Source organism: Pseudomonas lactucae (assembly GCF_016937615.1).
GTDB classification, from domain to species: domain Bacteria; phylum Pseudomonadota; class Gammaproteobacteria; order Pseudomonadales; family Pseudomonadaceae; genus Aquipseudomonas; species Aquipseudomonas lactucae.
Genome location: NZ_JAFHKI010000052.1, coordinates 86,134 through 107,207, shown reverse-complemented (window position 1 = coordinate 107,207; position 21,074 = coordinate 86,134). Strand labels below are relative to the sequence as shown.

Sequence of the window (21,074 nt, the reverse complement as noted above, 5' to 3'; positions counted from 1 at the left end):
CGCTGCCCATTTGCGCCCTACACCTGAAACCGCGCCACCGCTTCATTGAGCGCAACCGCCAACCGCGCCAGCTCCTGGCTTGAACCGTTGATCCGCCCGGCACCGGACGAAGACTGTGCCGACAAGTCGCGAATATTCACGATGTTGCGGTCGACCTCCTTGGCCACCTGCGCCTGCTCCTCGGCGGCGCTGGCGATCACCAGGTTGCGCTGGTGGATCTGGTCGATGGAGTCGGTGATCTGGCTCAAGGCGCCCCCTGCCCCTTCGGCCAGGGTTAGGGTGTCGCCGGCACGCTGGGTGCTCGACTGCATCGACGTCAAGGCATCATTGGAGCCGGTGCGCATCGCCGTCACCATCTGGTCGATTTCCAGGGTCGATTGCTGGGTGCGATGGGCCAGCGCACGCACTTCATCGGCCACCACCGCGAAACCACGGCCGGACTCCCCGGCACGCGCAGCTTCGATGGCGGCGTTGAGGGCCAGCAGGTTGGTCTGTTCGGCGATGGAGCGAATCACATCAAGCACCTTGCCGATATCCCGCGATTGCTCGGCCAGGCTCTGCACCAGGGTCGAGGTCTCGCCGATATTGCTGCTCAGGGCCTGAATCGCGCTGACCGTTTCACCGACGCGGTGCTGGCCTTCGCGCGCGGTTTCATTGGAAAGGCGGGTGGACTCGGAGGTGGACATCGCATTGCGCGCCACCTCTTCGGCAGCCGAGGTCATCTCGTTGACCGCCGTGGCCGCCTGTTCGATTTCGGCCGTCTGCTGTTGCAGGCTGCGGCTGCTCTGGTCGGTAATGCCATTGAGGTCGGTGGCGGAAGCGGCCATTTGTGCCGCCGACTGGCGAATCAATTGCAGGGTACTGCGCAGGCTGCCCTGCATGGAGTGCAGCGCCACCAGCAAACGCGTCACCTCGTCGTTTCCGCTGACCTCCACGGTCTGGGTCAAGTCGCCCCGTGCGACGTTTTCCGCCGCGCGCATAGCCTGCCCCAGCGGACGCACGATACTGCGCGTGAGTAGCCAGGCCAGGGCTATCGTACTCAGGCCCGCCAGAATCACGAAACCGAAGACCATGGTGCGTGAACGGCTGTACTGCGACTCGGCCGCCTGGCCCTGCTCGTTGACCTGGGCGTTGTAGTAGTCGGCGAGTGCGTTGAGTTGCGCGCCGGAGCCGTCGACCACGGTTTTCATGTCCACCAGCAGCAGCTTGTTGAGTTCAGCGCCCTGCTGCTTGTCGGCCAGCACGAACGACTGCGCCAAGCCCTGCTGGTACTGACGCAGCGAGACCTGGAACTGGTCATAGAGCGCACGGACTTGCGGTGTGTCGATCACCGCGTCCAGGTCCGTCAGCCTCTTCGTCAGATCCTGGCTGCGTGTGTCCATCTGGCTGCGGTACTGCGGGAGGCTCGCGGGGTTGGGGTCCAACGCCATACGCAAAGAAATCGTCCGGATGCGCAGCATGATTTCGCGAATATCCGCCACCAGCCGCATCTTGGGCACCAGCCCTCTTTCCACCTGCACCGCACTGGCGCGAATACTCGCCATATTGGAGAGCGCAAAAAACCCCAACAGGGCCACAAGCAGGGCGATCAAGGCAAAACCCAGACCCGCACGGCGGGCGATGGACAGGCTGCGAAGGGACATTTTTGGGGGCGCACTCTTATTAGGGGTAAGACATCGTATGACAACGTTTCGGCCGCGCGGGTGAGGACTTGAGGGCGGTGTGAGATAGGAAATAAGAAGTCGTGAATATCGGTGAGTAATTCGCTCTGTCGATGAGCACAAACGCTACCAACGGCAATACTGAGAGCGTTAAAGGACTAACCGTTCACGGATACAAAGGGAACGCTTTATGTGGAGCGATACCTGAGGGCCCATGACGCCCGTCCGGAAAACAGCCCGCATCAATAACGCCCCTTGAAAAAGTCCCAGGACGGGACTAGGATTTTTGCATGAGAATTGTCGCAATCAGTCAACTGAAGATTTTTTGGCAAACATACCCGGATTCTGAGCAGCCGCTCCTGGCCTGGATAGACGAGGCAAAAAACGCTACCTGGTCAAATCCGACTGACATCAAAGAACAATTTCGCAGTGCCAGCATTCTCAAGAGTCGAAGGGTCGTCTTCAACATCAAAGGTAACGACTACAGGCTCGTGGTCGCCGTGGCCTATCGCTATGGCGCTCTCTATATCAAGTTCGTCGGTACGCATAAGCAGTACGACGCGATTGACGCCGATACCGTTGAAACGGAGTAACCCATGAACATCCGCCCCATCCATACCGAACAAGATTACAAAAACGCGCTCAAGTCGGTCTCTGCGCTGTTCGACAACGAACCTGAACCGGGCACGCCGCAAGGCGATTATTTTGACGTAATGATCACCTTGATCGAGGCCTATGAAGCGAAAAACTTTCCCGTAGACCTGCCCAATCCGGTCGATGCCATTCGCTTCAGAATGGAGCAGTCTGGCCTGTCAGCGGCAGATCTTGTACCCGCCATTGGCCGTCAGAATCGCGTTTATGAAGTGCTGAACGGAAAGCGAGCACTGACCTTGCCGATGATCTGGAAATTGCACGAAATGTTTGGCATTCCGGCGCAAAGCTTGATCAGACCCGGCAAGCATGCGTGAAGGAAGACGATGATGGGCCGTGCGATCACGCGATCACACAGCGCGCAAAACTGAGTTCGGCAGGTTTCTTTGGCTACTGGCAGGTTCCACCCTTATGATGCGACCCCGTCCCACCAACCGGATGGGTGCCCTTCGGGCAACCCATTGCAAACATCGGGCTTGCCGCCAACACCATGAGCAAAACCACCATTGATAGCTTCTTCATACCCATCTCCATGCCTGTCACGATGCGTGATGGCATAAAGATATCACTCACAACAAGATTTATCGATTTGATGTGTTAAGCCCGCCTCCTCATACCTGATATTCAGCCCTTGGCAAAACAAACACATCGATAGCACTGATGATTACTATCGAAACGACCGCCTGCGTGAACGCAGAGCCTGATTCATATAATTCCCGCTTATTCTCTTCACCGCGCCTGACACCAGGCGACATCCCTTCTGGAACTCAAATCCATGCCAAGTGCCAGCCAGGCCCCTCGCGGCCTTCCCGAACATAATCAACAGAGCGTCAAACAGCAGTGGCTGGCGATTCTCTCCGTCGCTGTGGGCGCTTTCGCCCTGGTAACCAGTGAGTTTCTGCCGGTGGGCGTGCTCAACGATGTCGCCAGCGACCTCGGTATCACGGCTGGCCATGCTGGCCTGATGGTGACCCTGCCCGGCATCATGGCCGCCCTCGCCGCTCCGTTGCTGTCAGTGATCATTGGCGCCATGGACCGTCGCTACCTGCTGATCGGCCTGACGCTGATCATGATCATTGCCAACTCAGTGGTGGCGTTCGCCAGTGATTTCAGCCTGCTGCTGTTGGGCCGCGTATTGTTGGGCATCAGCATCGGCGGCTTCTGGGCAACGGCTATCGCCCTCAGCGGCCGCCTGGCCCCCAAGGGAGTGGACGTCGCGAAAGCCACCTCGATCATCATGATGGGCGTCACCCTCGCCACCGTACTGGGCGTGCCCGTCGGCACCTGGCTCAGCGGCCTGATGGGCTGGCGCATGACCTTCCTGGTGACCGCGCTGGTGGGCATCCCCGTACTGCTGGCACAGGTCTTCCTGCTACCGCGACTCAACCCGGAAAAAGCCATTCTCGTCAGCGACCTGCCGGCGTTGTTTATCAACCCACGCGCTCGGGTCGGATTGATCGCAGTATTGTTGATCGGTCTTGCGCACTTTGCCGCCTACACCTATGTCGCGCCGTTCTTCAAATACAGTTCCGGCTTCGATGGGCCGACGATTGGTTCACTGCTGCTGTTGTTTGGCGTGGCTGGGGTGTTCGGCAATATTTTTGCCGGTTTCGCCGCTAACCGCAGCGTACGTCACACCCTGATGCTGGTCGCGCTGATGATCGGCACCAGCACCGCCCTGTTCCCTTACTTCGCCACCGGCATGACCGGCGCCGCGATGCTGATCGGCCTATGGGGCTTTGCCTTCGGCGCCTTCCCGGCCTGCGCCAGTATCTGGATGTTCGTGGTGGCGCCCAAGGATGTCGAACGTGGCATGCCGTTGTTCGTCGCATTGTTCCAAGTGATTATCGCCCTGGGCTCGTTCTTCGGCGGGCGGATCGTCGACCAATTGGGCAGCTCGGTGCTGTTGAGCCTGGCGACGGCGTTGGTAGGCGTAGGTTTTGTCACAGTGTTGGTGCTGGGACGTAACATCAGCAACCGCCTGGTGGCGCAACCGGCCTGAAGAGACGGAACAGGTTAAAAAGCCTGCTGAGCGTTGAGCTCGGCAGGCAACCACTCACGATTTTGGAAAAACCTGGTAATCGCTTATAGAGGTCCTGATCAGATTTATCAGAAAGCGGCTGAGCGCTTGAGCTAGCAGCAGGTTTGATATCCATCAGAAACGAAAAAGCCCCGTAGCTTATTCAGCTACGGGGCTTTTTCTATGTAATGGCGGAGAGATAGGGACTCACCATACATTACCCTCAACCCCTTTAACCACGGCAATACGCGGCTTACAGCTTCAATAGTAGTACAAATGAGTAGTACAATTCGTTGTATACCTCTCATTCTACAGTGGCGTCTCCATGGCTGACAATTTGATCCAGAAGAAGGGCGAATCCACTTGGTACGTCCGCCTTGCCGTCCCCGCTGATGTACAGAGTGCGATGGGAGGAAAAGCAGTCCTGATCCAGTCACTGAAGACTGGCCTTCGATCCGAAGCCATGACCCTCCGCCTCTCCGTTCTCGCTGGTTGGAAAGCCCAAATCAAGGCAGCACGTGACAAGCGAAGCCGCCGTGGTGATGGTTGGAAAGACCGTGTTGCAGAGGATGCTCAGGACTTCAACCAGATCATCCGCCAACTCAAGATCGACACGGCCCTTGGCGAAACGAAAGCACCATTGCTGGACATTGATCCGGCTCTCCTAGAAGAGTTTCGGCAGTTCGTTTTCAGCGATACCGAGACTGGGCGCCGTCGCCAAGCTGAAGCAGAAACCGTTTACGCCATGCAGGGAAAGGATGGTGAACTAGCTGCTCACGACCTCGCTCATAAGATGGTGCTGGAGATGTGGGGCGGGTTGATTGCTCACAAGAATGACTTTACAGCGACTGAAGCCAAAGAGGTGCAAGCGATCCTGAATGACCCGACTGCCCATAAGGTCAAGTCTCCGATCACCAAGCCGCGTATCGCCACTTTCCGTCAGCACCGTGAAGCGCGGAATGTCGCGACCAAGACGATAGATCAGCAGCAGTCCAAACTAGAAAAGCTTTCCGCGTACCTGGCTAAAGAAGGGAAACCGCTCGACTTCGACGCCGTGTCTGCGTGGCTCGACTCCCTCAAGTTGGCGAGCAAGACCCTCACCCAGTACCTGTTAGCAGGTAACGTATTCTGGAAGTGGGCAATAAAGCATGACATTCGCTGGCGTGAAGACTTCAAGGATAAGGCCAACCCATTCGAAAACCATGAGCTACCGCAAACCCGTGGTAAGGAACGTGCAGACCGTCAGCGAAAAGACTTCCAGCCAAAAGAAATTGCAGAGCTTCACGCTGCTGCACTAGCCGCTGACCACACGACACTGGCCGACTTGATCCTCTTGGGTGCGTACACAGGCGCCCGAATTGAAGAGCTTTGCCAGTTAAGGGTTGAGCACCTGATTGAGCCGGATGGAATCGAGAGCTTCGACATTGTTGATTCGAAGACCGCAGCGGGCATCCGTGTCGTACCTGTACACCCTGCCCTGTCGAGCATTGTTGAGCGTTTGAAGGAGGATTCGAAAGACGGCTTCCTCATCCCCTCCGATAGCAAAAACAAGTACGGCATACGGTCTGACGCGCTCTCTAAGGCGTTTGGCAGGCTCAAGGAAGCTCAAGGTTACGGTGCCCAACACGTATTCCATTCGATCCGTAAAACGGTCATCACTCAGCTAGTCAGGGCTGAAGTGCAAGGTACGCTAATCGCTGAATTGGTAGGTCATGAAACTGGAATCGTGACCTTCGATGTTTACTCACAAGGTGCGAGCACGGCACAGAAGCTGGCAGCAATCTCCAAACTCCCTTCCCTCACCATTTGACCATCCGGTTTGGGCGCCCCCCCTCGACAAACGGAGGTAGTTTGCTGCTCCGAAAACTCGTTAAAAACCTTTGTTAACTTATTCGAAACGCGCAGCAGAGTCGTCAACATCAGAGACCCCATATACATCTTGTCCAGTGTTTACGGGCTTATATGGCTGTTTGTGCTAAGCCGATAGCGTTCTATTCACCGAAAATAGGTTTTGTAAGAATAGGCACCGCCATACGGTCTTCAACATATCCCATCTAATCCGTAAAATCGTGATCTCGTAACCGTGGATGTGAAACGGCCAATATTGCGGCTTTTGAACCATCAGTCTTCTGGGTCCGATGTTGAGCATCAATGCTGCTTAACAGCATGGAAAGGCAAAAACACAATCAGCGGAACGTGGACATTCAACGGGATTCCATTTGACACTCACAACGCCTGGGTTACACCGGGTAAAAGTGTGTCTGGATTGGCAGTGGTGTGAAACCCGGCAAGTGCAATCACCGGATTTCTACAGTCGGAACGGAATTAGAACAGGTTTTCACCGTAAGCCTTGACCACTCCGTTCCTTTTTTCTATTACGCGACTAACGAATGCTGCGTTACCAAATTGCGCAACGTAGTAGACCTTGTCGAGCTCAAGTTTTTTGTGTGCCTTGACCAGAGGATCGGCAATCTCTTCTCTTTCGATATTAAGCAAAGACTGCGAATCTTGTGGGTTGTAATCTTTTGTTTCTTTGAGCCAAACCGTATCAACGTTTTTAGCCTTTTTCCATCCGGCTTCTTCTAGGTTTTTGTAAAACTCAGCACGGTTATCCTTGGCATTTGTTAGGTCCAGCGAGAGCATTATCTTCAACATGCGACGCATCCTTTCTTTGTGTAGCTCAGTTAACCGCGAGGTACGGTGTTACCAAGACATGGGGGGTGATGATGGCTTTTCAATAGCGCAGATGAAATTTAATGGTTTGATACTCGCTGCGACTCATGTTGTGTATTTCCCAGGTTTATGGTTTAGTCTTTTTTAGGTGGGTATAGCTCTCTGATGAAGCACTTGTATTCACCATCTTTCTTTCTGATTACGCGACTTATGGGGCGATGATTTCCAATTTGAACTATATAGGAAACCTCCTTGAGCTTAAGGTCTTTAACAGTCTCTAAGAGGGTGTCTCGAATTGCGTTCTTTGCCTTCTTGAGTGTTCCTTCAATGCTTGGGTCTAGATTCTTAAATGTCAAAGTCCAAACCGTTTCAACATCTTTGGTCTTCTGCCATTTCTTTTTTCTTAAGATGGCATAGAACTCTGTGCGTTCATCTTCTGACTTTAGAAGATCGAGGGTCAGTAATGCTCTAATCATTTCGTTTCCTTTCGATGTTAAGCTTTAGTTAATTTGATGGTTTGATGCCAAGACCGGCTCTTTAGTACTCAGTGGAAGTCAGGATCATGGTCATAGCTATCAGCGTTGTATTCGTCTATAGCTGATTGAGACATCCTCACACCTACCTCAAGGTTAGCCCAGTCTTTCACCATCTTAGCAACGCCGTGGTAACCGGGGAAAAGCGTAGACCCATCAACGCCGAGCTTAGAGAGCATTTCTAACAGCTCAGGAGCTTCACTGACTGGTAATGTCATTTTGATGAGTGGTCTGAGACTTCTAGCACGACTGTAAATTTCATCAACGTCATCAAGAGATTCAGTTTGATATTCGTCACCAATGCCATACGTCTTGACATTGTGAGTTGTGAATAAACCAGATTGAGCCGCTTGATTCCTGCTAGTTCCGCCCGGCGTCCTGATGATCTTTACTGTGTTCCAGCTATCGTGATACGTGGTGTCTAGTGCCCAAATCGCAATCCTCATATTCGGGTTATCTAGCTCAAAGTTGGCTGAAGACGCTGCAAAGTAGCAGGCGACGAAGCTTCTCTCAGTCCAGTCTAGAAGGCGAGTGGGCACGTCATAGTGCTGGGCGACAGCCATGATTTCGTATAGCTGCTCAGGGGGCCATGGTAGGAAAGACTCAGGAAACAAGAACGGATGATCTGAGAGCTTCCTTTTGACTTGCTCTGAGTATCCCGGCACGACTAGACCAGCTTTATCGCAGCCTTCAAGAAATCTTTTAAGGATTTCCAGCTCAAACCCAACTTGGCCTGAACTCGATTTATCAAGCATCCTTCTTGGAGAGCCATATGCAAACGATCCTTCCCCGCCCCGGCACACTGAGGGTGTGAGCTTGTAGTGGTCGCTTGCTTGCCCTCTGAAAATGTATCGTGCCTCATCCCAGATAGAGTTGAGTGGTGACACGAAATCAATCAGCTCACGCGCAGTCTCAAACGGTTTTTCGATTGGGCTTGCCATCGTTCCTTGTCCCCAGTTCCATTGGTCGTGCCTCAGTGTACTGGCGATTTGGCAGCGTCTTCAATCGCTGGCTTGGCCGGTACAGCATTCACGCATGCCGTGTCAATATGTTTCGGTTGACATGGTGGCAATCTGAGAGTAGTATCCTCACCTCGCCAATAACGGCGACCAACACCAGCCCGGCGATGACGCCGAAGGAAGTGACCCACATATCGAACTGACTACAGGAGAACCCCATGCAATCTGCTACGCCCTTCGTTTTACACCTCGCACCCGGCACTGCTGCTGCCAACCAAGATTTCGACAACACCCAAGATACCCTCCGAGACAAGCCCAAGGCCAAGCGCGGCCCCAAGCCCAAAGTGAGGCCCAATCCTCAAGCGCACCTCATCCGTATGGCTATGGCGAGTGGACTGTCCTTCATTGATGACGCCGTGATGGCAGGCGTATACATTGGCGTGAGTTCCAGCAATGGCAAGCTGAACGTTCGGCCTCGACATGTTCGAAAGGTGATCTGCCTAGATACCATCTCAACGGCTGAAATCTTACCTCGATTCCTCAACAATCACTGCGAGCCAATCACCGAGCGCACAGCACAGTACCTTGCAGCAGCGGCACGTATCGCGATTGGAAGCATCGAGCGGCATTTGAATAAGCATCCGTTGCTGAAGAGACGTCTACAGGCGAAATGGGATCAGCATCAGCACTACGTTGACGACTGGGATTTCGAACTGGACTTTGCCATGCACTCTGACGGGGACTGGCACAACTGGGACGCTGCTTGAATTACCGCAGGATATAGATAAGAGCTTTTACACCTTGAAGCTGTTACTCGTTGAGAGCACGAGCTTTGAGCACGACTGACCTATGACCGCAGGTCGAAGCCACCGACTTACAAGGGTTACTGGGGAACATAATTGATGAAAATCAATTCCCCAAAAGATCAAAGGAATCATCCTGTGTCGGTACGACACGGGGCTACCCTTCCAACTCCGTTGATGCTCTCTGCACCATACCATCAAGAGCGGCAAGCTCATCTGGTTTGGTTTTTATGTGTTTTTTTTGATGGGGATATCCATCTGTACTGACGTACAGGTTGCAGCTTCAGTGGTGCGAAGATTGACCGGAGGTCGGTAGTGGACTTCCAGTATGGTGAAATGATGACTGCACAAACCCACGCTGGGCGGGAAACCGACCTATGTCACAATCCCCCACCCTGTAGGGCTTAGCCCTATCGCTGCCGTTGCAGATTTTGCTTGATCTGTTTGTCGATCTTGCGATTGTGCCAGTCATTAGCACGCATGGTTATGCCCCAGACAAATAGCCACAGTCTGCAGGAAGGAATGCAAAGCAGCAGGTGCAAGATGTGATTGGTCTTCCTCTTCTGAACTGTTCAGATAGTAAAGCTGGTCGTTCATGAATCGTCCTTGTTCGATTGGAAGTTGGTGTGCAGTAGTTGTTGGCTCAGCGCCTTTCTGGAGCAGAAATCAACGTAACCAACCATTGGCTGTCATGGCAGTCTTGCCACTAGGAAGCTGAATCAATGCTGACTTATCGCCATCCTTAGGACCTTCGATGAAATTCACCTTGGTAGCAGTAGAGATCGTTCTGCACTTACCTGACTCAATCAGACGACCAGCTTCATCTTCATCCTGATCAAGCGACGCTTCCACCATCTTGGTCCAATCACCAGCCTTGCAGCAAACCATCGAACCAGCAACGAGCGTTCGCTTTGGGTAGGTGTCTGCCATGGCGGCAGCAGATGCGAATAAGGGCAGTAGGAAGAGCAAACGAGTAACGGTGTTCATCAAGCATTCCTTGGTACGAAAGGTAGAGACCACAATATCCCAAATTCAGATATCTGAAAACCAGATATAGGTTGGAGGCTGCTCATATCGCAGTTTTCCAGCCATGCCCAAGACGATCTACAAACCCGAACACGCAGTCCTGCTGACCCTACTGAAGAAACACAGGAAGGCGGCTGGCATGACTCAAGTACAGTGTTCAAAGGCTCTGGGACGTCCACAGTCGTTCATGAGTGACGTTGAGAGCGGGACACGCCGCCTGGATATCGTGCAGCTTCGCGACTTGTGTGAAGTCCTGGGGATTGGTCTTACCGAGCTGGTCGTAGAGTTTGAAAAGTCATTGTGGGAGGAACGACAGAACGACATCCCCCGTCAGCTTGAACCCTTGCGGAACTAGCAACCTAAGCTAGCGTTGATCATGTCGCCAAAATGGCGATAAGCCATTAGGAGCAGCACATGGTTAACAAACGTGGCAGGGACTCAAAGACCGGGGAGTTTATCCCTATCGACGAGGCAAAACGGCGTCCGAACACCACAACGGTAGAGACGATCCCACCGCCGAAGAAACCAACGAAACCAAAGGGTAAATAGCAGCACCGTGAGGGTGCCATAAGACGCCCTCACTCCCTCACGCCCTCAAGGACGCCCTCTATGCTAGACAACACAGATGCCCGCATAGCAACAGCGGACGTGTTAACCTCCTTTGGCACAACCAGCACGCCATAGCTGCTGCAATCGAAGAATTGTCCCTTTGGGCTAAAGCTAGTGGGGAAAGTGACACCTGCGACAATGCGCTCAACGCATTGCAGACTCTCGATGCGAACGCGTCAGCCATCACCGCTGGAATTCTCAAGCTCCGACGATAGTCATGACCAAGAACATCGAAGACCTGAACAATGACGTCGTTAAAAGGAAAAGTTGTTCTTTTCGTGTTCTTGAACGTCGTGCTCATCGACTCTGACTGATTCCAAGTAAAGTCGTACGGGAGGCTTGTCGTCATGCTCAAACACGCTGTAGTTGTCAGTTCTCCACTCAGTAACGTCAGTTTTTCGATAGCCCTGTGCGATCAGGTCTGCTTGTGCAGCAACGAGTGCGTGTGATCCCAACTTGTATTCCAGCGTGTAGCTACCCATATCTCCGCTCATTTGCAGGGGCAGAGAATCGCCATCGCGTTTTCGCCCTGACTGTTGCTGGAGTTCTTGAAGCTCGAAAAGCGCAAGTTCGAGCAGCTTCTTCAGATGTTCCGCAGATTTCCCTTCAACGTTTATGGTCAGCGAATGAATCTTGCTCATGGTCAGCTCCCTGATTGACGAATGTTCATGGTAAGCGGTTCAGGTACTCAGAAACCATCCGTATTCAATTGGGTATACCCCTGCGAGTACCGTCCGTCGCCTATCCCGACTGTACCGAATAAGTCTCATTGACCACCCTAACGAGTACACCTATGATCGGTACATCCAAAACGGTGCAGAGAGACTTGACATGTACATTCGCGGCTACCTTCGTGCGTCCACCACTGAACAAGACGCCACCCGTGCAAAAGATCAGTTGAAGGCTTTCGCCGCTGAGAGCGGTCAACGTGTAGCGTCGTGGTATATCGAGAACGAAAGTGGTAGCACGCTGCAACGTCCTGAGTTGTTCCGCCTCTTGGGTGACTGCGAAGCTGGCGACATCCTCCTGATTGAACAGGTTGACCGCCTGTCACGCTTGAATGAGGCTGATTGGCAGAAGCTACGTGCGGAACTCAAAGCCAAGGGCGTATTGGTTGTGGCACTCGACCTGCCAACCTCTCACCAGTCGATGCAGCCAGCCCGTAAGGGTGACGACTTCACCGGGCGTATGCTCACCGCAATCAATGACATGTTGCTGGATATGCTGGCAGCGGTAGCCCGTAAGGATTATGAAGACCGTCGCCGCCGTCAAAAGGATGGTATTGAGAAAGCTCAGGCGAATGGCGTCTATACAGGCCGCAAGACCGACGAAGCTTTGCACGACCGGATCAAGGCTTGTCTCGACTCTGGTATGTCACTGCGTAAGACCGCCAAGACCGTTGGTTGCGCTACTTCCACTGTTCAGCGTGTCGCCAAACCAGACTGATTCAGGCGCAGTTAATCACTCGTTGAACCTGGCCCCAGCCCCAGCTTGAGGAAGTCTGATTCCACGACAGTAGTAGACATTCTACCGGAATGGATTCGCCTCCAGACCACGTATATCAGGGCTTACAGCCATTTTCCACTGACGCGCTTCAATGTCAGTGGCTAGCGAATTCACCCGGTAACTAACACGTAGCCCACCATCGAGTGGGCATCGTCATGTCATCAACTCAGGTAGTGAACGCACACTGTCACAGAGCGTCCTACAGCCCCGACAAGACGCGTTGATACAACACCACATCTCGCCCAATACAACCTGATCACACGTCACCAACAGCGCCATAGCCAGCCACAAAAGGTAGGCCGGGCGTAGGGTGTTCGTCTCTTATTTTAGAAAAGCTCAGCTTTCAAAACAGGGTGGCCGTGCTCGCGTTAAGAGGGTGTCGCTTTAACCCCGTTTTCCAGACGCCCCACCCATTATTTTTCCCAGCCAGATTCGTGACGTTTAGAAGAGTGCAAGTTCTCTCCAGGCGGCGGGGGTGGTTTTCAGCCAAAACTACTTAGGCTGATCAGCACTGTGCGATAGGAAGTATTTTAGTTGGACTCGCTCATCCCATGATCTTGAGGAATAAACTGCCTGCAAATAAATGGCACACTTTCATCATTCTTCGAACGATCAGCCGCATTGAAAGCCATCCTAATCGCATCAGCAACTTTAGCCCCATCGTGCAACTTTTCTATCTGAGATGCGAGCGCCGTTTGAGCAGCAAACCCGGCCTGATGCCCTAGATAGCTTGAGGTGCGGTAATAAAAGTGATTCATGCAGAATGCGGATTGCGAAAGAGCTTCGTAAGCAGGATCAGGCTCTTCAGTGTAGATCACCGCCATTGCCGCCTGACTAACCAGCAACCCACTGAGTGCAATCCCTGCTGCAAGTGTTTTCATGCCGGTGCTCGCTCTGTTCATCATGTTACCGGTTGCTCTTCAAGCTCAATGCTTTCTTTGATCAACAAGGCATACTCGATCAACGTGGTGAAGAAACCACCCATTACATCGTGGTACGCTCCAATTAGGGCGCCCGGCCCGTCTTCCACAGGCAACTCAAGAAGATCAATCAGCTTGGCCCCACGGTGCGGAATGAGGTATGACTCAACGTAGGAGCGAACACCCTTCATGCTTACATCAACCAACTCTTTTTGTATCAAACTCATCAGACTGTTAAAGTCCTCGCAATAGCCACCCTCATGCACGATGAGATGTCGAAGTTTCTCAATCAGAACGAATTGAACTCGGTAGTGATTTCCTTTTCTCGCTTCGTATTCGCGAAAGTGTGCGGATCGCTCACGAAGTGCCTTGAGTTGTATGAATGGCGTGCCACTGCTTTTACGACGTGGGTTGTAGTAGTGGCTTAGGTCTTTGGACCCGTCGTGCTTCCAACCATCAGGCCGCACCCATAGGCTGCTGCCTCTTATCCCGCAGTCGGCGTAAACTCTCTCAATAAAGTCCTCAAACACTTCATATGCCTCTGCCAAAAGCCATTGGTAGGTTTTAAGCTTGTGAAGTGTATTGAGTTCAAGCTGGTCGTCTAACTTGTACGTTTTGGTTGTTATTGTTGTTTCTACTGCCGTCGAAGGTGATTTGTACCTAACGAAGTAGGCTGGCCCATGTTCTTCTCGGTTTACCCAATCAGGAAGCTGCTGATGCTGTTCTATCAGCCTGGCTTCTCGGTACTCAAAGATTTTTGCAGTTTGCCTTTTATAAACGTCAGCATTGGTGATCTTTTCAAGTAGCTTATCAAACTCTTCTTGTACAAATGTCTTGTCGGTCATTCGTCACCTACTGATCTGTTGACAGTGCGTTCATACAGGTGATGAGGTTATCCGCAAGCATTGCAAACCGCCATCAGTTGCCGAATAGCACAGAAAATACTGCTACATTGAAGGCTCATCCACTGGGGAGCACAGGAACAATGCCTATCCGTCGTAGCGGCAATTTTGACCTCAACGCTGGCATCGTGCAGCTTACACAAAAGAGGCTTGCAGGCTTCCTTGACGAGACAGAGCTTGCTCAGACTGAGGTCAAACTTGAGGGAGGGAAGATCAGTTTTGCGGCCCCCGAATCCGTACTGGAGAAAATAACTCAGCACTTAGGGCAGCCAGCGGGCAGATTGAGTAGTACAAACGAGTAGTACAACCCAAAAAGAAAACCCCCCGTAACTCATTGAATTACAGGGGTTTTCTGGATATGGCGGAGAGATAGGGATTCGAACCCTAGGTACCGGTGAAGGTACAACGGATTTCGAATCCGTCCCATTCGGCCACTCTGGCATCTCTCCAACGGCGCGCATCATAACAGCAAGATCGGAGGATGCAAAGCGCCGAAGCGATTTTTTTCCGTGCTATCAGATGCTTGCGTCGATTACAGCGGTACGCCTAGACGATTGGCGACTTCTTCGTAAGCTTCGATAACGTCACCGAGGCCCTGGCGGAAGCGGTCTTTATCCATCTTCTTCTTGGTGTCCTTGTCCCACAGACGGCAGCCGTCCGGGCTGAACTCGTCGCCCAGAACGATGGAGCCGTCGTGGAACACGCCGAATTCCAGCTTGAAGTCCACCAACAGCAGGCCAGCGTCGTCGAACAACTTGCTCAGCACGTCGTTGACCTTGAGCGACAGCTCCTTCATGCGTGCCAGTTGCTCAGCGGTGCCCCAGCCGAATGCCACGACGTGGGATTCGTTGATGAACGGGTCGCCCTTGGCGTCGTCCTTCAGGAACAGTTCAAAGGTGTAAGGGTTGAGCTTGAGGCCCTCTTCGACGCCCAGGCGCTTGACCAGGCTGCCGGCGGCGTAGTTACGCACGACGCACTCGACCGGGATCATGTCCAGCTTCTTCACCAGGCACTCGTTGTCGCCCAGCAGTTTGTCGAATTGGGTCGGAATGCCGGCCTCTTCGAGTTTCTGCATGATGAAGGCGTTGAACTTGTTGTTCACCATGCCTTTGCGGTCCAGCTGTTCGATGCGCTTGCCGTCGAACGCCGAGGTGTCGTTGCGAAACAGCAGGATCAGGCGGTTGGCGTCGTCGGTCTTGTATACCGACTTGGCTTTGCCGCGGTAGAGTTCTTCACGTTTTTCCATGATGGGCTCCGCTTTGAGTGAGGTGGGCTAGGCGATGTGTCGCCAGTCGAGCCCTGAATCTTGATCGGCCAGTTGCAGCCAGTCCGGGTCGCACCCGAGGGTGTCGACAAAACATTGCCGGGCAAGCGTCGGCAGGTTGTTCTTGCTGCTCAGGTGGGCCAGGACCAGGTGCTGCAGGTCCTGCCAGCCCAACTCATACACCAGGTACGCCGCCTGGTGATTATTCAAATGTCCCAGTTCGCCGCCCACCCGCTGCTTGAGAAAGTACGGGTAGTGACCGCGAGCCAGCAGGTCTCGGCAGTGGTTGGACTCGATCATCAAGGCATCGAGGTTCCGGTAACCGTCCAGCACCTTGGTGCAATAGGAGCCCAGATCGGTAAGCACGCCGAAGCGTCGTTCACCGTCACTGAATACATACTGCGTCGGTTCCTGGGCATCGTGCGCCACGGCAATCACATCGATGCTCAACGCACCAATCTGCAGCTGCTCGCCACCGGCCAGGAACCCCGCAGGTTCAATGGGTTTGCGCATCCCGCGCAAGGTACCGCGACTCAAGTACACCGGAAGATTGTAGCGCCGAGACAGCAAACCCACGCCATGCACATGGTCGGCATGTTCGTGGGTCACCAGAATCGCACTCAACTGCGCGGGGTGAACCCCCAGGCGCAGCAGGCGCCGCTCGGTTTCCTTTAACGAGAAACCACAATCCACCAGGACGTACGTATCGTCATGGGCAACCAGCGTGCCGTTCCCTTGGCTACCGCTACCGAGAACAGCAAAACGCATCGGGTCAGCCCAGGTTGTCCTGAATCACGCCCAACACTTTGCGCGCTGTTTCAGCTGGCGCAACGGTGTTGATATTCTTCTCGACGGTGACTTGCACGCTTTCGCCAACCTTGCTCAAACGAACCTGATAACGCTCGGCGCGGGTCTCGACTTCTTCCTTGGTCGGCTTGCTGCCGAACAGTTTGCCGAAGAAACCAGGCTCGTCGTCTTTGCGCTCGGCCTTTTCAGCCACGTTGATGTAGTAAAGGCCCAGGCTGCGGTTGATGTCTTCAACACGCCAAGGGCCTTGCTCCAAGGCGCGCCCCACGCTGGCCCAGGCACGGTCCAGGTCTTCACCCAGGCTCAGCACCACGTTGCCGCTGCCGTCCTCGGTGAGGCTGACGCGGCTCGGGGTGTCATAATCACGCGCGGCGAGCAGGGAAACGGAACCGCCCTTCTCGGAGATACGGCTCATGCTGGCCAGCATCTCGTCGACCAGTGCCGAGTCGACGCCGGTGTTGACCGAGCGGTTGGTGAAATCGACGTTGGCGGTGCTGCCGGCAGGACGCTCGGCGCTCACCACGTAGACTTCGCTGGTATTGCGCTGCACGCCAGGCTCGATGCGCACGCGCACACGGGCTTCGCTGTCGGCAGCTACACCGCTGGCCTGCAGACGCTTGGCCACGGTGGCGGACAGCTCGCTGCCTTGCTGCCAGGCAGTGGTGAATTCACCGGTCTGCGGACGCTGTTCGTCGATACGGAAACCGTTGTCCTGGAAGAACTGCACGGCCACCGGCCAGACTTCGGCGGGTGGACGCTGGGCTACGATCCAGCGCGAGTCGCCGCTCTTCTGCAGGCTGTAGTCGCTGGCATCGGCCACGGCCGAGATCGGCTGTGGACGCGGCACGATGTACTCACCCTTGGCGGTGTCGTCGGCGACGTTGCGCGGAATCGGCAGCAATGGGTCAAGGCGCTTGGCGACGTTGACACCCGGCGGCAATTCCATCGGCTTGGTGGGTTGTGCTTCCAGGTAATCGCTGCCGCGGTCACGGAAGTAGCCTTCCGGGCCCCAGATCCAACCGCAGCCACTGGTGCTGGAGATAATCAAGGCAAGTGCGGAAAGTCCGGCCAATCGCTTCATGCGTAGTACTTCCTCAATTAAACCAGGACGCCGGACTGGCGCAGGGCCTGTCGCAGCGGTTCGTGACAGGCTTCGCTGAGGCGGGTGAGCGGCAGACGAATACCGTCCGGCATCATGCCCATTTCAGTCAATGCCCATTTCACGGGGATAGGGTTGGATTCGATAAACAGTGTCTTGTTGAGCGGCATCAGCTTCTCGTGAATCGCCCGGGCGGTCACGGCATCACCCGCGATGGCGGCGGCACACATGTCGCTCATGGCTCGCGGCGCCACGTTGGCGGTCACGGAGATGTTGCCCTTGCCGCCCAGCAGGATCAGCTCGACAGCGGTGGCATCGTCACCGGAATACAGCAGGAAGTCGCTGCCTACACCGGCCAGGATGTCCTTGGCGCGCTGCAGGTCGCCCGTGGCTTCCTTGATGCCAACGATGTTCGGCACGGTGGACAGGCGAATGACGGTCGCGGCCTGCATGTCGCACGCGGTACGGCCTGGCACGTTGTAGAGGATCTGGGGGATATCGACGGCTTCGGCGATGGTCTTGAAGTGCTGGTACAAGCCTTCCTGGGTCGGCTTGTTGTAGTACGGGGTGACCAGCAGGCAGGCATCGGCGCCGGCTTTCTTGGCGTTTCGGGTCAGCTCGATGGCTTCACGCGTCGAGTTGGCGCCGGTGCCGGCGATGACCGCGATACGGCCCGCAACACGCTTGACCACGAACTCGATCACTTTGATGTGTTCTTCCACATCGAGCGTCGCCGATTCACCTGTGGTGCCGACGGCCACAATGGCGTTGGTGCCTTCTTGCAGGTGAAAGTCCACCAGTTTGCCCAGGCTGTCCCAGTCGAGATTACCTTGTGCATCCATGGGTGTGACCAGTGCCACCATACTGCCCGCAATCATGCAACCGCTCCTGCCGGAAAAAGAGAGCCGTAATGGTACTGGCGCCAAGATGCTTGCACAAGCGAAGTACCGCCTGAGGATGCGTTCTGGCGCAACTAAACGATGGGCAATGCCATCATCGGGCCAGAGCACGGCTTTCAACGCGGTGGAATCCAGCCAATCACGCAATGAAAACGCCACCTCCTATCCCTTGACGACGCTTTTCGCTACCCTTCATCCTTTGATCGATACGGCCCTCACAGTATCGACCGCTCATCGTTTAGGAAGGCTGCATGTCCACCCCCACAGTTCGCGAACAATTCCTTGTTATCAGTGCCCTCGGCGCCAACCCCATGGAGCTGACCAACGTCCTGTGCCGCGCCAGCCATGAAAACCGCTGCGCCGTCGTGACGTCCCGCCTGACCCGCCACGGCGAGTGCAGCGCGCTGGTCCTGCAGATCTCTGGCACCTGGGATGCACTCGCGCGCCTTGAGACCGGCCTGCCGGGCCTGGCCAAGAAGCATGATTTCACCGTCAACGTGGTGCGCAGCGCCGCCCTGGAGAACCGCCCGCAGGCCCTGCCTTACGTGGCCTACGTCAGCTCGGCCTACCGCTCGGACATCGTCAATGAGCTGTGCCAGTTCTTTATCGACCATAACGTCGAACTGGAAAACCTGACCTGCGATACCTACCAGGCCCCGCAAACCGGCGGCACCATGCTCAACGCCACGTTTACCGTGACCTTGCCGGCCGGCGTGCAGATCAGTTGGTTGCGCGACCAGTTCCTGGATTTCGCCGATGCCCTGAACCTCGACGCACTGATCGAGCCATGGCGCCCACAAAACCCAATGTAAGGAAGTTTTCATGGCGGTAGTCATCGACAAACCGGTCACCGATTTCGAAGCCCAGGCCACCAGTGGCCAGACCTTCAGCCTCGACGCCCTCAAAGGCAAGCAAGTGGTGATCTACTTCTACCCCAAGGACAGTACTCCCGGCTGCACCACGGAAGGCCAGGGTTTCCGTGACCAGTACGCGGCGTTCAAGGCGGCCAACACCGAGGTGTTCGGCGTATCGCGCGACAGCGTGAAGTCCCATGAGAACTTCAAGGCCAAGCAGGCATTCCCCTTCGAGCTGATCAGCGACAAGGATGAAGCGGTCTGCCAGCTGTTCGATGTGATCAAGCTGAAGAAGCTGTACGGCAAGGAATACCTGGGCGTGGATCGCAGCACCTTCCTGATCGACAGCCAGGGTGTACTGCGCCAGGAGTGGCGCGGCGTGAAAGTGCCGGGGCATGTGGATGCCGTTTTGGCGGCGGCGCAGGCGCTGAACAAGGCCTGATTGTAGTGAGCGGGCTTGTCCCGCTCATTACAAAGGGTGAGAGCGTTACAGCAGCGGCGCCACCACCGGCTCACGTCGCGGCCACGCATCCAGCACCGCCTTGAACAGCGTCGCCAGGGGAATCGCAAAGAACACGCCCCAGAATCCCCACAACCCGCCAAACAACAACACCGCACAGATAATCGCCACCGGGTGCAGGTTGACCGCCTCCGAAAACAGCAACGGCACCAGCACGTTGCCGTCCAGTGTCTGGATGATGCCGTATACCGCCATCAGGTAGATGAACTGGTCGCTCCAGCCCCACTGGAACAGGGCAATCAAGGTTACCGGCACCGTCACCACCACCGCGCCGACATACGGCACCACCACTGAAATGCCGACCAGCAATGCCAGCAGCGCCGCGTAGTTCAGATCCAGGGCGATAAAGGCGATGTAAGTCACGCCACCGCAGATGATGATCTCGATGACCTTGCCCCGGATGTAATTGGCGATCTGGCGGTTCATCTCCTCAGCCACCCGAGTAATCAGCGCCCGTTCACGCGGAAGGTAACCGCTCACCCAGCGGCCGATCATCGCGCGATCCTTGAGGAAGAAAAACACCAGGATCGGCACCAGCACCAGATAGATCATGATATTGACCAGCAACGGCAGGCTGGACAGGGAAAAGGTCAGCGCCCATTGCCCGAATTTTCCGATTTCACCGCGCGCCACTTCGATGGCCTGCAGCACCTGCTCGTCCGACACCAGATGCGGGTAGCGCTCCGGCAACAGCAGCAACAGCGATTGCCATTTGGCGAGCATGCCCGGCAACTCGTTGAACAGCGTGATCAACTGATGCCACAGCAGCGGCAGCACCACCACGATAAACACCACCAGCAAGCCCATGAACAGGGCAAACACCAACCCCACCGCCGCTCCGCCCGGCAGGCGCAGACGCTCCAGGGTAGTGACCAGCCCCTGCATCAGGTACGCCAGCACCATCCCCGCCAATACCGGCGCGAGCATGCCGCCCAAGGTGAGCACAGCCGTAAAGGCCAGAAACAGCAGGACGGCCAGCACCACGGCTTCCTCATCAGAGAAGTAGCGCTGGATCCAGTCTCGTAACACTTTGAACATCAATCAACCTCGGGCGGTAGGGGCGAACGACTCAGGCCTTGCGCAACCAGTAGCGGTACACACCGGCGACATCTTCTTCGTGCAACAGGGTGTGGCCGGCCAGCTTGGCGAATGTGCGGAAGTCACGCTGCGACCCTGCGTCCGTGGCGATCACCTTGAGCACGGCGCCACTGGCCAATCGATTGAGCTCCAGCTTGGCCTTGAGCAAGGGTAACGGGCAGTTGAGGCCGCTGGCATCGAGTTCGGCATCAAAGGCGACAGCGTCGGTCATGGTTTTACTCCGGGCAAGCGTTCGGGGGTGCTTAGAATATCTGGTCCGAAGCTCAGTGT

At 55.1% G+C, this 21,074-nt stretch carries 23 protein-coding genes, 1 tRNA gene and 1 pseudogene; 9 read left to right on the top strand and 16 right to left on the bottom strand.

The window, feature by feature from the left end:
• Positions 1–17 precede the first annotated feature (17 nt).
• Both JWR98_RS30165 and JWR98_RS30160 read right to left on the bottom strand, forming a co-directional pair.
• Complete coding sequence (locus JWR98_RS30165) at positions 18–827, bottom strand: methyl-accepting chemotaxis protein (RefSeq protein ID WP_425273178.1); 810 nt, start codon at positions 825–827, stop codon at positions 18–20.
• Between the two features lie 48 nt (positions 828–875).
• Positions 876–1,643 (bottom strand): annotated as a pseudogene (locus JWR98_RS30160) (MCP four helix bundle domain-containing protein); the annotation flags it as partial.
• Positions 1,644–1,951: 308 nt separating this feature from the next.
• Here JWR98_RS30160 and JWR98_RS10625 point away from each other — a divergent pair.
• The 4 genes from JWR98_RS10625 to JWR98_RS10610 all read left to right on the top strand — a co-directional run bounded on the left by JWR98_RS10625 (position 1,952) and on the right by JWR98_RS10610 (position 6,142).
• A complete protein-coding gene (locus tag JWR98_RS10625) occupies positions 1,952–2,254 on the top strand; it encodes a type II toxin-antitoxin system HigB family toxin (RefSeq protein ID WP_078731992.1) in 303 nt (100 codons plus the stop codon).
• A gap of 3 nt (positions 2,255–2,257) precedes the next feature.
• Entirely contained in the window at positions 2,258–2,629 is a 372-nt protein-coding gene (locus tag JWR98_RS10620) for a helix-turn-helix domain-containing protein (protein WP_078731991.1), read from the top strand.
• A 458-nt stretch (positions 2,630–3,087) separates the two neighbouring features.
• Positions 3,088–4,314 carry an MFS transporter gene (locus JWR98_RS10615; RefSeq protein ID WP_078731990.1) on the top strand — a complete coding sequence of 409 codons (1,227 nt, stop codon included), beginning with the start codon at positions 3,088–3,090 and terminating at the stop codon, positions 4,312–4,314.
• 343 nt (positions 4,315–4,657) lie between these two features.
• Positions 4,658–6,142, top strand: coding sequence for a tyrosine-type recombinase/integrase (locus JWR98_RS10610; RefSeq protein ID WP_205489974.1), 1,485 nt, complete (start codon positions 4,658–4,660; stop codon positions 6,140–6,142).
• A 515-nt stretch (positions 6,143–6,657) separates the two neighbouring features.
• Here the strand turns inward: JWR98_RS10610 and JWR98_RS10605 are convergent.
• From JWR98_RS10605 to JWR98_RS10595, 3 genes are all read right to left on the bottom strand, one after another.
• The gene (locus tag JWR98_RS10605) at positions 6,658–6,987 is read right to left on the bottom strand and encodes a hypothetical protein (RefSeq protein ID WP_205489973.1); all 330 of its coding nucleotides are present in this window, start codon (positions 6,985–6,987) and stop codon (positions 6,658–6,660) included.
• A gap of 152 nt (positions 6,988–7,139) precedes the next feature.
• Positions 7,140–7,481 carry a hypothetical protein gene (locus tag JWR98_RS10600; RefSeq protein WP_205489972.1) on the bottom strand — a complete coding sequence of 114 codons (342 nt, stop codon included), beginning with the start codon at positions 7,479–7,481 and terminating at the stop codon, positions 7,140–7,142.
• A 68-nt stretch (positions 7,482–7,549) separates the two neighbouring features.
• Positions 7,550–8,479 (bottom strand): FRG domain-containing protein, encoded by a 930-nt coding sequence (locus tag JWR98_RS10595; RefSeq protein WP_205489971.1) that lies wholly within the window; start codon positions 8,477–8,479, stop codon positions 7,550–7,552.
• Positions 8,480–8,715: 236 nt separating this feature from the next.
• On the opposite strand from JWR98_RS10595, the gene JWR98_RS10590 reads away from it, so the two are divergent.
• Positions 8,716–9,264, top strand: a complete 549-nt coding sequence (locus JWR98_RS10590; protein ID WP_205489970.1) for a hypothetical protein — start codon at positions 8,716–8,718, stop codon at positions 9,262–9,264.
• 702 nt (positions 9,265–9,966) lie between these two features.
• Here JWR98_RS10590 and JWR98_RS10585 read toward each other — a convergent pair.
• The gene (locus tag JWR98_RS10585; protein ID WP_205489969.1) at positions 9,967–10,287 is read right to left on the bottom strand and encodes a hypothetical protein; all 321 of its coding nucleotides are present in this window, start codon (positions 10,285–10,287) and stop codon (positions 9,967–9,969) included.
• 103 nt (positions 10,288–10,390) lie between these two features.
• On the opposite strand from JWR98_RS10585, the gene JWR98_RS10580 reads away from it, so the two are divergent.
• Positions 10,391–10,681, top strand: coding sequence for a helix-turn-helix domain-containing protein (locus JWR98_RS10580; protein WP_205489968.1), 291 nt, complete (start codon positions 10,391–10,393; stop codon positions 10,679–10,681).
• 508 nt (positions 10,682–11,189) lie between these two features.
• Here JWR98_RS10580 and JWR98_RS10575 read toward each other — a convergent pair.
• A complete protein-coding gene (locus JWR98_RS10575) occupies positions 11,190–11,576 on the bottom strand; it encodes a hypothetical protein (protein WP_205489967.1) in 387 nt (128 codons plus the stop codon).
• A 190-nt stretch (positions 11,577–11,766) separates the two neighbouring features.
• Here JWR98_RS10575 and JWR98_RS10570 point away from each other — a divergent pair, with 190 nt between their 5' ends.
• Entirely contained in the window at positions 11,767–12,381 is a 615-nt protein-coding gene (locus JWR98_RS10570) for a recombinase family protein (RefSeq protein WP_205489965.1), read from the top strand.
• A 590-nt stretch (positions 12,382–12,971) separates the two neighbouring features.
• Here the strand turns inward: JWR98_RS10570 and JWR98_RS10565 are convergent.
• The 7 genes from JWR98_RS10565 to dapA form a co-directional block, all read right to left on the bottom strand.
• Positions 12,972–13,322: a hypothetical protein gene (locus JWR98_RS10565; protein WP_225908662.1), complete on the bottom strand. Its 351-nt coding sequence runs from the start codon at positions 13,320–13,322 to the stop codon at positions 12,972–12,974.
• Between the two features lie 20 nt (positions 13,323–13,342).
• Entirely contained in the window at positions 13,343–14,206 is an 864-nt protein-coding gene (locus JWR98_RS10560) for a hypothetical protein (RefSeq protein WP_205489963.1), read from the bottom strand.
• A 416-nt stretch (positions 14,207–14,622) separates the two neighbouring features.
• Positions 14,623–14,712: transfer RNA gene (locus tag JWR98_RS10555), tRNA-Ser, on the bottom strand.
• 83 nt (positions 14,713–14,795) lie between these two features.
• Complete coding sequence (gene purC / locus JWR98_RS10550; RefSeq protein WP_003172493.1) at positions 14,796–15,509, bottom strand: phosphoribosylaminoimidazolesuccinocarboxamide synthase; 714 nt, start codon at positions 15,507–15,509, stop codon at positions 14,796–14,798.
• 27 nt (positions 15,510–15,536) lie between these two features.
• Entirely contained in the window at positions 15,537–16,295 is a 759-nt protein-coding gene (locus tag JWR98_RS10545; protein WP_078731989.1) for an MBL fold metallo-hydrolase, read from the bottom strand.
• Between the two features lie 4 nt (positions 16,296–16,299).
• On the bottom strand, positions 16,300–17,415 hold the full coding sequence (bamC, locus tag JWR98_RS10540; protein ID WP_078731988.1) for an outer membrane protein assembly factor BamC: 1,116 nt from the start codon (positions 17,413–17,415) through the stop codon (positions 16,300–16,302).
• Positions 17,416–17,432: 17 nt separating this feature from the next.
• Entirely contained in the window at positions 17,433–18,311 is an 879-nt protein-coding gene (gene dapA / locus JWR98_RS10535; RefSeq protein ID WP_003172489.1) for a 4-hydroxy-tetrahydrodipicolinate synthase, read from the bottom strand.
• 272 nt (positions 18,312–18,583) lie between these two features.
• Here dapA and JWR98_RS10530 point away from each other — a divergent pair, with 272 nt between their 5' ends.
• Positions 18,584–19,144 carry a glycine cleavage system transcriptional repressor gene (locus tag JWR98_RS10530; RefSeq protein WP_003172487.1) on the top strand — a complete coding sequence of 187 codons (561 nt, stop codon included), beginning with the start codon at positions 18,584–18,586 and terminating at the stop codon, positions 19,142–19,144.
• Positions 19,145–19,154: 10 nt separating this feature from the next.
• Entirely contained in the window at positions 19,155–19,628 is a 474-nt protein-coding gene (locus JWR98_RS10525; RefSeq protein ID WP_078731987.1) for a peroxiredoxin, read from the top strand.
• A gap of 45 nt (positions 19,629–19,673) precedes the next feature.
• On the opposite strand, the gene JWR98_RS10520 is transcribed toward JWR98_RS10525, so the two are convergent.
• Positions 19,674–20,744, bottom strand: coding sequence for an AI-2E family transporter (locus JWR98_RS10520; RefSeq protein ID WP_003172484.1), 1,071 nt, complete (start codon positions 20,742–20,744; stop codon positions 19,674–19,676).
• A gap of 31 nt (positions 20,745–20,775) precedes the next feature.
• The gene (locus JWR98_RS10515; protein ID WP_003172483.1) at positions 20,776–21,015 is read right to left on the bottom strand and encodes a sulfurtransferase TusA family protein; all 240 of its coding nucleotides are present in this window, start codon (positions 21,013–21,015) and stop codon (positions 20,776–20,778) included.
• Positions 21,016–21,074: the final 59 nt, after the last annotated feature.